The sequence below is a fragment of the Arthrobacter sp. DMZ02-1R genome (assembly GCF_057747935.1).
The window spans coordinates 4,678,214-4,690,460 of record NZ_CM173230.1; the positions used below are offsets into that span (position 1 = coordinate 4,678,214).

Below are 12,247 nucleotides of genomic sequence, written 5' to 3' on the forward strand. Positions count from 1 at the left end.
AGCTCCAAACCTCTTCCACGGAAACGAACGCGCAGCGCCCCGTGCTACAACTTGGCCGGGGCGGCCGAATGATGGCCAGCCGGAGACTCCTACATATCCGGCCCAGTTCTCTCCGATCTTCATAGTCGAGGTGTCCGGTGGAGGATCGGCGAATTCAGGCGGTCGTTGCAACGGCGGGTTTTTCTGGTTCAAATAGTAGCCGTTCCATGGCCTGGGCGGGGGTGATGCCGCCCAGGGTCTTGCGGGGCCTGGCGTTTAGTTCGGCGGCGACTTCGAGCAGCCGCTCGGGTGAGTGCGCGGACAGGTCGGTGCCCTTGGGGAAGTACTGGCGCAAGAGCCCATTGGTGTTCTCGTTGGTTCCACGCTGCCAGGGTGAGTGCGGGTCGCAGAAGTAGATGTCCATCCTGGTCGCCACGGTGATCTGGCGATGCTGGGCCAGCTCGGTGCCCTGATCCCAGGTCAGCGACTTACGCAGGTGCTGCGGCAGGGACTTGATCGCCGCCAGCAGGCCGTCACGGACAGCGATGGCGCCGTGGTCATCGGGCAGGTGGACCAGCATCGTAAACCGGGTCTGGCGCTCCACCAAGGTGGCGATGGCCGAGCGGCAGTTCGACCCCAGCACCAAATCCCCTTCCCAGTGCCCGGGCACGGCGCGGTCGGCGACCTCGGCGGGTCGTTCGCTGATCAAGATCATGTCCGGGATCTTCCCCGCCCGCTTGCCGGTGGAGCGTCTTGGCCGCCTCACGGCGCGGCCCGTGCGCAAGTGTTGGTGCAGGTCAGCGCGCAGGTGACCGCGGCCCTGCACATACAACGCCTGGTAGATCGTCTCGGGACACACCCGCATCTCCGACCGGTCCGGGAACGTCATGGCGAGGTCGTCACTGATCTGCTCAGGGCTCCACTTCACGCACAACCTGGCCTGTACCAAGGATGCCAGTTCCGGGTCATCGAACTTGCTGGCCTTGGGCCGGCGTCCGCGCAGCTCGGCTCGTTTCTGCGCCGCGTACGGCGCATACTTCCCCCGTCCCCGCGCGCCCGTCCCGGGGCCGTTACGGCGCAGCTCACGGCTGACTGTCGAGGCCGACCGCTTGAGCTGTCCCGCGATCGCCCGCACACTGGTCCCGGACATGTGCAGGTCCGCGATCTGCAGCCGGTCCTCCAGGCACAGGTATCGGCCCGAAGGTTCGGGTTTCTTGCGCGGGATCCGCCCGCCGGTCGCCTGGCGCCAACGCCGCCCAGTTCGTCGATCCACTCCTACAGCCTCGCACGCCGCGATCAGGGTCGAGCCCTGGGCCATCAGCACCCAGAACCGGGCCTCCTTATCGATCCGTTCCTTCTTCGACAACATGCACAACACCTCACAATAAAAGGGGTGTTGCAACGACCGTTTGAACTCGCCATCCCTCACCGGACATGTTGGGATTTGCTCAGTTGGGGCTACGGGCCGGCCCTCACTTCAGCCGCTATCTCGACTGTTCCGCGGCAGCAGAATCCATCGCTGTCGCGCAGCTCTTAGGCGTACGGAAGAAACCTATACTGCTCACCCGTGTTCATTCCGGTGAAATATCTGACACTCGAACACCGGAAGCGAGTCCTGGGAAAGCCCCCAACTAGACTGCCGTGAACTCTTTTTCCCTCAAGGGGCAATACAGCTTGTGACGACCGACAGTGAATTACTCCATAGATCCCGCGATGACCCCGAGGCTTTCACTGCGCTGTACGACAAGTACTGCCGCGCAGTGCACCGGTACGCCGCGACCAGGGCGGGTGAGTCTGTGGCCGATGAAGTCATGGCGCAGACCTTCTTGGTTGCCTTTGAGAGCCGGGAATCCTTCGATCACCAGTGGGAAGACGCCAGGCCCTGGCTCTTTGGTATCGCAACCAACCTACTTCGCCGCCACCACCGCACCGAGGCAAGACGGCTCAAAGCATTCGCGAAGGCAGCGGGCCGGGACAGCTACGGCGACGGAACCGACCGGGTAGCCGAACGTCTGGACGCTGCCGCTGCCACAGCTCAGATTGCCGCGGCCATGCGGAAGCTTTCTCCCGCCGACAGGGAGTGTCTTTTGCTTTACGCCTGGGCAGACCTCACATATGACGGGATTGCACTGGCCACCGGCGTGCCGGTGGGCACCGTTAGGTCACGACTCAACAGGGCCCGGCGCATTCTTCGCGATGCTGCTGCCCTTCACCAATTCGATGACAAGGAGACTGATGATGAACGAGTTAACGCTCCTGCAGGCAATGCGTGACAAGACACCTGTCGCCACCGACGCCGCAGTAGAGGATGGCCGCAAGACGCTGCTCCGCCGCATCGACCCATCCCTGCCACGCGCCCGACCCACACACCGCCGGCGGACCGCTAAGAGGGTAGGAATCATCTCCTTGGCGACGGCAGCAATTGTGGCCGCCCTTGTGGCAGGCGACGTGCTCGGACCCACGGGCTGGCGCGGTGCTGCAACAGCCCAAGCTGCGCAGGTGCTCAACGATGCCGCCCAAACGACGATCGAAACGGCCGACCCGGTAGTAAACCCAGGTCAATTCCTGAAGATTCAGAGCAGCAATGTGTGGGGTTCCTATTCAACCGACGAAAGCGGCAAGCAGTTTCAATGGCTTGATACCGAAAACATGACGATGTACATCCCCGCCGATCGCACCGGCGAGTGGGTCTGGGAACGTTCGGGCCGGATCCCGACAACGTTCTTTGACGAAGCATCCAAAGAGCACGCCAAAAGTATCCAACTGGACGAACCAAAGGCATATGTTCTGCGGGGAGCAAACGGGGGCTTCTATGGGTCATCGCCGGTCCAGTCCGGATTCCCTTCGACTGACTACCTGGCGTCGTTCCCCAGGGATCCGCACATGCTCCTGAACAACATCTTCAAGAAGACCGTGGGGCAAGGCCAATCCATTGATGGCGAGGCATTGGTCTTTATTGCTGATCTGCTGCGCACGGGCATGGTTCCCGCAGATCTCCGGGCCGCCCTGTATAAAGCCGCAGCACTGATTCCAGGAGTTACAGTCACCGATGGCCAAGCCACCCTGGGTGGACGCAAAGGCATCGCGATCGGGCGCGTGGAAGAAGCTTCACATACTCGCCAGGACATCATTATCGATCCCAAAACTGGTCTGCTAATCGGGGAACGCCAAGTCCTAACCCAAGCTCAAGGGCCCATACCAGCCGGGACAGCCACCACGTTGACGACCATCGAAACCTCAGTGTCAGACACGGCGCCTTAAGACGCGGGACCGGCCGAGCGCGTCCCACATCGAACGCCAAGCGACAGCGTGTCCGAGTTCGTGGAACCGGACGCGCTGTCGTAGCAGCTGATACAGAAGGCGGGGCAGTCCCGGCAAGCCCGGTTCTGCCCTAGGGCTTGACTATAGGGACATCTCCGCAACTATCGCACGGGTCGCTCTTCCCCCACCATGGGCGCACCCTTTCGCCGCAGTTACCCTGTCTTGGGGTGCCCGTAAGACGGTCCCCCACCGGCGCAAGCGCCACCCAAAATTTCCAGATCACGATCGCCGCGTTTCCGCGGCCGGTCGATTCCCGTAGGACCCGCCCGCAAAAGTGCCCGGTGATGGGGGGCGAGTTCAAACGGTCGTTGCAACACCATGACCGGACTCCTCATCGGATACGCCCGCCGCCTGCCGGGCCGGGGACACCCTGGTCGTGGCCAAAACTCGACCGTCTTGCCCGGTCGCTGCACGATGCAAAGGACATCGTTGACGAACTCACCCGCCGCGAAGTCAAGCTGAGCATCGGGGGCTCCGTCCATGACCCGACCGATCCCGTGGGCCGGCTCCTCTTTAACATCCTGGCCATAGTCGGGGATTTCGAAGCCGACCTGATCCGCGCACGGACTCGGGAGGGCATGGCGGTCGCCAAGGCGAAGGGCCGCCTGCGGGAGAAGCGGCCCAAGCTCTCGAAAAACCAGGAAGCACACCTGGTCTCCGTTCACCGGGCAGGGACGCACACGACGCGGGAACTTGCCGAACTCTTCGCGGTAGCGCGTTCAACCGTCTACCGTGCCATTAAGCGAGCAGGCGACCCCGCCTGACCGCTTAGCGTGATTTCCATCGGCCCCGAGCGAAGGCGCCAGCGCAGTAGCCGCAACCGTCCGGCGCGGGCGACTTCGATGACCCTCGTCATCGGGATCAGCTGGAACCGCCAAACCGAACTGTGAAAAAGCCGCCATTCCGAACCTACAGTCACAAGCAGGACTTCGGACATTCGTGCACTCGCCTTCGGAAAACGACATGTCGGGGTGTCTCGATCGCCAGTCTTGCAACCCGTGGCATGGAAGACAACAGAATCGGAAGGATTCGGTCCAGGGGGTAGCGGCACGACGCCTGTGGTTCGGCCGCCGGGTCTCCCCGCCACCCTCCGGCCGGGGCTCGTGGCCGCGACGGACATCTGAGGAGCCGGGCATCTCGAGTGTTAATGCCCTTACCCGACCCGCAGCCGCGAGGAATATAACGCTGTCGAATCCCCCTTCGATAGGCCGTGTGGGGAAACAACAACGGAAAACCCTGGTCGCAGCAGAATTGAAATGCTCAAGAACAAAACTGCCGGCCAAATCAGGGAAGACACATCACTAACGTGACTTACCCGGGCATTGGCCCCATTCCCCATTTCACTGGTTCGCAGGCCACCTCATGCTGGGCGTACACCTCTGAGGAGAGGCAGCAGTGGCTACCCTCCTCAGAGGTTCCCTCGGTGTTGGCCTCTCCTAAGCCCTAGGACGCCGGGAACAATGCCGCGAGGGCACTGCTGGAGTCCGGGCAGTAGTTCGACGTCGAGGCACCCAGAAGGAAGCCGAAGTCTTTGCCAGCTGCCCCCGCAGTGATATCAAACGTCGGCTGGCTCGAGGATTTGATAACCTGCGTGACGAGCGACGCCTGTGTTGCCCCGCCATTGGCCAAGGCAGCACAGGCGGTCTGGCCCATGACGGATAGGTCCGCGTCGCTGAGGGCGGCCAGCGTGGTGGTTTGTTTACGGACCAGTGCCACGAAGTCTGCATCTGGCATCTTGCCAACCGCGAATTCAGAAGCCATACGGGTGCCGGAAGGACTTGCCGAGACTACCGACGACGTCGGGCTCGGAGTCGCCACGGCCGAAGCAGCCACGGCGGAAGCGCCATTAGTCGATGGGCTCGTGGCTCCTCCGCAGCCAGCGGTGAGAGCGAGTGCTGCTGAAACCATAGTGATAGTGATGAGCTTTTTCATAGCATCCTTCAGGGTCATTTGGTGGGGGAAGCACAGACTTGGTACCGATAATCGCGGCCGCGGACAATCTGCACGAGTCTGTTCCCGACAGAAACTCGCCCGTCCGCGTTGGATCGATCAACCGGGAAGTCTGCGGGGGCCAAACTGGGGATTGGGGCGTGAACTCGGCCAGAAAAGGCAACTTGGGGCCACGCGAGAAAGAGTCTGCATCGTCCCCCCAAAATAATGCCCGAAACTGTGCCGGTGACCCCGGGCGGAGGCCCGGCCCACGCCGCTCCGGGTGCCGTCAGAAGCCCGGCATCGACCGACAAACCGCAAAGAGCACGCAACAGCACTGAGGAACGAGAACCCACGGGACCACTTTCACGAGGAGGCTAGTGCGCGGGTTCCCAAATAGGCCGTTCCCCAAAGCACGGATATCTGAGAGCAAACTACATGTCGGCTGGATAAACGCGCAATACGCGCGCAAAACCGTCGATTTATTACAAGACCCACAAGCGACGTCCCACCCCGACGGCCATCAGGCGCCCGAAGGCGCTGGCACTCACAGGCCGGGAAGTCGGGTCGGACCGTCCCTAGTGGCCAATGTGCTGGACGGATACCACCCCCTCGCCCCCAGACCTACGGCCCAACCCTGTGTAGCGTGTAGCCAACACCCGCGCGACACCCGCCAGGAAGGACACCCTCACATGGCCGCTGGATCCAAGGAAGACCCGTGGACGCTCACCACACCGCCTGGCTCCTCCGAATACACGATGTACCGGGATGAGGCGGGAGACCCACCGGCGCTGGTCTGCCAGGTCGGCTCCACCACCCTCAAATACCATTTGAGCGCCATCGAGGACCTGCATGCGTGGCTACTCCAGCAAGGCGGTTGGGTGCCGCTCGGTGCCGCCGACGAGAACAAGCCTGCCGCGGAAGGCACAGTTGAGGCCTGGGGGCGCGGCGGCGGCAATCCGGTGGGCGGTTGGTATGGCCTGCGCAAGGGTTACCGCGGCCGCTTCGGTATGTACATGCCACCGCTCCTGGAGGCTCTTGGCCTCGCCGAACTTACCCATGAGAAACGGAACAACAGCATGCGGGGCATAGCGCCTCAGTAGGGAGCAACTCAGGCGGGGTTCGACGACGGCGCGCCCGCCGTCGTCGTGCGCGTTCCCAGGCGATGTCGCCGAGAGAGCGCCCCGGCGAATCATCCGTTGCGATATGCACGCGCGATCAGCTTTCCGCCGGGAGAGACTGCTTCGCAGAGGACCCGCCCGATGGATTACCCCAGTATGTGGCCTTCCGAACGCGCGGCTTGGCCGCAGTTTGCTCACCTGAGCACCCCTTGGGAGGTGGGCGTGAAAACGTTTTGTACGTTGCTGAACTGATCGTTTGTAAGGATGCCCTGGGTCATGACGGGGTTGAGGATCTGACCTGTGAAGCCCTCTCCGAGACGCACAGCCCCGGAAGTGGAGGGAAGGCGGCTTTGGGTCGAGGTTGCGGCCGTGGTCCAGGTTCCGCTGTAGCCCGCGGAGTTCACGGTGATGCGCAACTGTTGATTGACCTTGTCATAAACAGCGCAAATGAACATCCAGGCATTGTCCGACTGTGGCCAGGTCTGGACCTGTTCCAGCGTGTTGGCCGTGGTCCAGGTATCCAGTTCGGGCGAGCCCTTTGGATCCAGCCGCAGTGCCCCGCCCAGGGCCCCGCTATCGGCAACCTGCGCTACCAGCGACTGGGTTGTTCCACCTGCTATTTTTGTGGGGCAGAACCATCCTGAGACGCTGAAGCTCTCCAGCGTATTCACTGCCAGCGACGCCGTCTCCCCGAACTGGCCTGGTGCCCCATTCAGTTGAAGGGCATTCATCTTAGTGCTCCCGGGATAACCCGAGCTCACATCTCCCTGACAAGAACCGGTGGCAATGGGCGTGCCGCGGGTTTGGGTAGCAACAGGCACCCAACTCCCTCCGCTCGGTGCGGTGATCGGCAGCACGGTAGTGGGAGTGGGCATGGCGTTTGCCACGCTGAACCGGTAGGAGGTCGGATAACTAACATTGCCGGCGTAGTCGAACGCCCAAACGCTGATAAAAGTGAAGTAATCAACAGACCCCACTGTCGCTGTCGCGTTCCGTCCATCGGCCGGACAGACCACCACAAATTGCGCGACCCGTGGGGTATCGCAGCTGACGTTGACTGGGTATGAGGAGACCGGAGCGCTGGAAACCGAGTAAATAAAGCCCTTCGCCGGATACGTGCCCGGCTCATTGATAGTGAAATCGTATTGACCCACACCAACAGTCCCTCCGCCATTGACCGTGCCGGTGTTGGTTCCGGTGATGGTCGTAATGGCCGTGGGCGGCGTGATGGTCGGAGTCTCCGGCGGCATCAGCTGCCCCATGAAGTAGCCCGAGACGTCGGCAATCAGCTGCGTGGAACCGCCGGAACGGTTGAACAACGTCACCTTCCCATCAGCCCCTACCGGCACCGTCACGGAGTTCGCCACGGTCTGACCAACACCGAAGTTCACATTCGACGCATTCGGACGCTCAGTCCCGGAAGCAAACGCACTGACGAACCCGAACGACTGCGGCCCCGTCACCGTCAGATTGAACACCACAGCCGAAACATTCGCCGGGATCCCCGACACACCGCCCACCTGGAAAGACATAGGCGAATCAGCACCCGCAGGCGAACCGCCACGGGTATCCAGCATCCGCGAAGGAGCCAACGGCGCAAACGCACCCGGAACGAGCGGAGCCCCGGGAAGGAAATAGCCCGAAACGTCCGCAATCAGCTGCGTGGAACCGCCGGAACGGTTGAACAACGTCACCTTCCAATCAGCCCCTACCGGCACCGTCACGGAGTTCGCCACGGTCTGACCAACACCGAAGTTCACATTCGACGCATTCGGACGCTCAGTACCCGAAGCAAACGCACTGACGAACCCGAACGACTGCGGCCCCGTCACCGTCAAGTTGAACACCACAGCCGAAACATTCGCCGGGATCCCCGACACACCGCCCACCTGGAAAGACACAGGCGAATCAGCACCCGCAGGAACACCGCCACGGGTATCCAGCATCCGCGAAGGAGCCAACGGCGCAAACGCACCCGGAACGAGCGGAGCCCCGGGAAGGAAATAGCCCGAAACGTCCGCAATCAGCTGCGTGGAACCGCCGGAACGGTTGAACAACGTCACCTTCCCATCAGCCCCTACCGGCACCGTCACGGAGTTCGCCACGGTCTGACCAACACCGAAGTTCACATTCGACGCATTCGGACGCTCAGTACCGGAAGCAAACGCACTGACGAACCCGAACGACTGCGGCCCCGTCACCGTCAAGTTGAACACCACAGCCGAAACATTCGCCGGGATCCCCGACACACCGCCCACCTGGAAAGACACAGGCGAATCAGCACCCGCAGGAACACCGCCACGGGTATCCAGGGCGCGGAACGGTGAAAGCGACACAAATGTGCCAGGGTCCACCGGTCCCGTTGGACCGCGCATTGCAGCAGACGCTCGGGAATTCTCGGGAACGCGAGCGGACGCTGGGAGTGCTGAAACCCCGATGGAGACGAGCAATCCAAGCAGGACAGCGAAAACAGCCAAGAACCTTAATCCACGCACGCGCAAGGAGACCCCCAATAACCCTGGCGGCATGGACCACCGTCAATTTTGGGACAATCTACCAGAATCGAGGGTGGGCCATCGAATCTAAACGACACTCCCGTACTGAGGGTCCACGCAACTGCCGTTTTGGACGCTCAGAACGGCAGTTACGGGGGCCCACGCCGGCGAGGGCCCCCGCCTGAGCTTGCGACGGCTGGGAGCCGGTGGGAGCAATCGATTGGCTAGACCCGCGCGTTTCCGATCACGGGGAGTCCCGCCGTCGGGAAGAGACTCGGGAAGACCGACGGCGCAGGGACCGGCACCGCGTCGAGCGGCACAGTGACACTCTCGACGCCGACGACGACCCGCTGCCCGCGCACGCTGACCTCCAAAGGCGCGGGGACCTCCAAAGGCGCGGCACCGGCGTCGGGCGCTGAACCTGAATCCGCAGTCAGCGCAAGGCTGATGGACCCCGGGCGCAGCTCGACGGACAACAGCCGTCCACGGATCTTGAGCCGGAAGGACAGGCTGTCCCACTCGGCCGGCAGCCGAGGATCGAAGTGCAGGACCTGGCCCTGGTCCCGCATGCCCGCGAAACCGCACACCAAGGAACTCCAGATGCCACCCGTGGACGCGATGTGCACGCCGTCAACGGTGTTGCTGTGCGTGTTGTCGAGGTCAATGAACAAGGCCTCGGTGAAGTGCTTGAGCGCGACGTCGGAGTAGCCCACTTCGGCCGCCATGATCCCCTGCACGCATGCCGACAATGTGGAGTCGCCGGTGGTGATGGGATCGTAGAAGTCGAAGGCGCGCTGCTTTTCCTCGGCCGTGAAGTCCTGCCACTGCAGGAACATCGCCAACACCGTGTCCGCTTGCTTGAGGACTTGGTGCCGGTAGATCACCAGCGGGTGGAAGTTGAGCAGCAGCGGGTACTTGGACCGCGGCGTGGACCAGTCCCACGGCTCCAGGGTCATGAAGTCGTTGTCCTGGCTGTAGATCTCCATGTGCGGATCGTAGGGAAGGGACATGCGCGCGGCGGCCTGTTGCCACACCATCCGCTCGGTTTCCGGGACGTCAGGATGTTCCAGGGCCGCGGCAGCACGCAGGTTAAAGCGGGCCATGACGTTGGTGTAGAGGTTGTCGTTGACTACAGCCGTGTACTCATCCGGGCCGGTGACGCCGTGGATGTGGAACAACCCGTCCTTGCCGAAGAAGCCCAGCGAAGCCCACATGCGTGCTGTCTCAATCAACAGATCGGCGCCCACCTCGGTACGGAAGCCGGCGTCGCCGCTGGCCCACTGGTAGCGGTTGGCGGCGAAGGAGATGGCGGCGGCGATGTGGAACTGCGCGGTGCCGGCGGCGTAGTACGCGCTGGCCTCGAGCCCGTTGATGGTGCGCCATGGGAACAGCGCTCCGTCGACGCTCAGCTCTTTGGCCCGGATCCGGGCGTCGGGCAGCATGGCATGGCGCGACTCCAGTACCTGCCGGGCCGCTGAGGGGTTGGTGTACGTCAGGTACGGCAGCAGGTACACCTCCTGGTCCCAGAAGTAATGGCCTTCGTAGCCGGAGCCGCTGACTCCCTTGGCGGGGATGCCCGCGACGCCGGCACGGGCGGTGGCTTGGGCGAGCTGGAACAAGCTCCAGCGGACGGCCTGCTGCAGTTCGGGCTGGCCACCAATGGTGATGTCCGCGGTGGACCAGTAGTCGCGGTAGTGCGCAGCGCCTTCAGCGAGGAGCGCGTCGAACGGCACGAGTCCCAACTCGGCATCCGACGCCAGGATCTCGCCGGGCTCCGCTGCGCTTGCGTCGGCGCTGTTCACGACGTAGCTGACGCTCTTCTCCAAGCGGAACGTCTCGCCCTCGCTCACTGCCATGACGTAGCGGACCGTGGACTCGTCCTCCCCCACCACGGTTTCGAACGGTTGGCCTTCCGCAGAGATCCAGTGGTCCACGGCCATGCCGATGCGCTGGTGGGATTCCGCGGTTTCCCACGCCAGGCGCAGGGAACCGTCCGAACCCTGGAGGTGGAGCGGGCGCAGTACCCGGCCGGCGTGGCGGCCTGCGCGGCGGGGGTCATGGGCCGAGTGGTCGTCCACAGGCTGGTCCTGCCGGTTGATCACCAAGGACGTGATGTCCGCAGACACCAGGCGGTCCGCGGTGAGGCTCAGCTCGATGCCAATGGAACCCCTGGATTCGATCCCGACGACTCGGCGCTCCACCGTGGTGACGGTGGCCCCGGAACGGCATTCCCAGGTGATGGCGCATTCGTACACGCCGGTGGCGAAGTCGATGCTGCGCCGGTAGTTCTGCACCGTGGACTCGGCGAGGCTCAGTTGCTCACCGTCGACCACAACGTTGAAGTTGTTCGCGTCGGGAACGTAGACAATCCTTTGTCCCGTGCGCGCGAAGCCGTAGGCGTTCTCGGCATGCTTGATGTCCCAGGTTTCGTGGAAACCGTTGATGAACGTGCCGGGAAGTTCGGTGTCCGCCCCCGCCCAGTGGGCGCCGCGGATGCCCAGGTGGCCGTTGCCGAGGCTGAAGAGGGTTTCGAGCGTACCGGCGTCACCGGGAACGTGGATGCTCTCCACGAGCTTCCACGGTTCACAAGGGAAGCGCAGCCGATCAGAGCTGATGAGTGCCATGGACTGTTGGGTTCCTTCTGTTTCTGGGGAAACGGCTTGGTTAGAGGAGATCGTCGAGGTCGTCGACCACGAACGTTGCACCGGCGTCGAGCAGGGTCTGGTGGCCGGCCCCGCGGTCCACTCCGATCACGGCGCGGAAGTTGCCGGCGCTGCCGGCCTGCACGCCGGACACTGCGTCCTCGACGACCACGCAGCCCGCCGCGGGAACGTCCAGCAGCGCGGCGGCGTAACGGAAAGTGGCGGGGTCCGGCTTGCCGGGAAGCCCGACGGCGGCCGCCACCTGGCCGTCGACCACCACAGGGAAGTAGCCATCCAGTCCGGCCGCCTTCAGGACGGCGGGTGCGTTGCGCGAAGAGGATACGACGGCGAGCTTGAGTCCCAGCTCCAAGGCGGCGTGGATGAAGCGGACGGAGCCCGCGTAGGGCTCGACGCCGCGCGAATCCACGATCTCATTGAAGATCCGGTTCTTGCGGTTGCCCAGGCCCTGCACGCTGGTGTTGGCAGGATCGTCGTCGATGGGTCCTTCCGGCAAGCTGATTCCGCGGGAGGTGAGGAAATCCCGTACACCATCGAAGCGCGGCTTGCCATCGATGTGGTCGAAGTAGTCACTCTCCTGGTAGGCATCCGGGTGGCCGGTTTCCGCCAGGTAGCCGTCGAAGAGCTCCTGCCAGGCCTGTTCATGCACGACGGCGGTGGGCGTCAGCACGCCGTCGAGGTCGAAAAGGAGCGCGGCAGCGCCCGTCCAGGCAGTTTTCTGGATTGCTCGGGTATCAGTCAT

General features: G+C 63.2%; 8 protein-coding genes and 1 pseudogene. 4 read left to right on the forward strand and 5 right to left on the reverse strand.

The annotated features are described in order from the left end of the window. Window positions 1-154: 154 nt before the first annotated feature. Window positions 155-1,348 carry an IS30 family transposase gene (locus AC3ANQ_RS22250; protein ID WP_488302640.1) on the reverse strand — a complete coding sequence of 398 codons (1,194 nt, stop codon included), beginning with the start codon at window positions 1,346-1,348 and terminating at the stop codon, window positions 155-157. A 307-nt stretch (window positions 1,349-1,655) separates the two neighbouring features. On the opposite strand from AC3ANQ_RS22250, the gene AC3ANQ_RS22255 reads away from it, so the two are divergent. The 3 genes and pseudogenes from AC3ANQ_RS22255 to AC3ANQ_RS22265 all read left to right on the forward strand — a co-directional run. Beyond that, window positions 1,656-2,252 (forward strand): RNA polymerase sigma factor, encoded by a 597-nt coding sequence (locus tag AC3ANQ_RS22255; RefSeq protein WP_488303049.1) that lies wholly within the window; start codon window positions 1,656-1,658, stop codon window positions 2,250-2,252. Continuing rightward, window positions 2,215-3,240, forward strand: coding sequence for a CU044_5270 family protein (locus AC3ANQ_RS22260; RefSeq protein WP_488303050.1), 1,026 nt, complete (start codon window positions 2,215-2,217; stop codon window positions 3,238-3,240). Before AC3ANQ_RS22255 ends, AC3ANQ_RS22260 begins: the two co-directional genes overlap by 38 nt. A 406-nt stretch (window positions 3,241-3,646) precedes the next feature. Next, a pseudogene (locus tag AC3ANQ_RS22265) lies at window positions 3,647-4,064 on the forward strand (recombinase family protein); the annotation flags it as partial. Between the two features lie 679 nt (window positions 4,065-4,743). On the opposite strand, the gene AC3ANQ_RS22270 reads toward AC3ANQ_RS22265, so the two are convergent. Next, window positions 4,744-5,232 carry a DUF732 domain-containing protein gene (locus tag AC3ANQ_RS22270; protein WP_488303051.1) on the reverse strand — a complete coding sequence of 163 codons (489 nt, stop codon included), beginning with the start codon at window positions 5,230-5,232 and terminating at the stop codon, window positions 4,744-4,746. Between the two features lie 689 nt (window positions 5,233-5,921). On the opposite strand from AC3ANQ_RS22270, the gene AC3ANQ_RS22275 reads away from it, so the two are divergent. Continuing rightward, entirely contained in the window at window positions 5,922-6,332 is a 411-nt protein-coding gene (locus tag AC3ANQ_RS22275; RefSeq protein WP_488303052.1) for a DUF6855 family protein, read from the forward strand. A gap of 212 nt (window positions 6,333-6,544) precedes the next feature. Here the strand turns inward: AC3ANQ_RS22275 and AC3ANQ_RS22280 are convergent, their stop codons facing one another. The 3 genes from AC3ANQ_RS22280 to AC3ANQ_RS22290 form a co-directional block, all read right to left on the reverse strand. After that, window positions 6,545-8,686 carry a hypothetical protein gene (locus AC3ANQ_RS22280; protein WP_488303053.1) on the reverse strand — a complete coding sequence of 714 codons (2,142 nt, stop codon included), beginning with the start codon at window positions 8,684-8,686 and terminating at the stop codon, window positions 6,545-6,547. 383 nt (window positions 8,687-9,069) lie between these two features. Continuing rightward, window positions 9,070-11,469: a glycoside hydrolase family 65 protein gene (locus tag AC3ANQ_RS22285; RefSeq protein WP_488303054.1), complete on the reverse strand. Its 2,400-nt coding sequence runs from the start codon at window positions 11,467-11,469 to the stop codon at window positions 9,070-9,072. Between the two features lie 40 nt (window positions 11,470-11,509). Then, the gene (locus tag AC3ANQ_RS22290) at window positions 11,510-12,247 is read right to left on the reverse strand and encodes an HAD family hydrolase (protein ID WP_488303055.1); all 738 of its coding nucleotides are present in this window, start codon (window positions 12,245-12,247) and stop codon (window positions 11,510-11,512) included.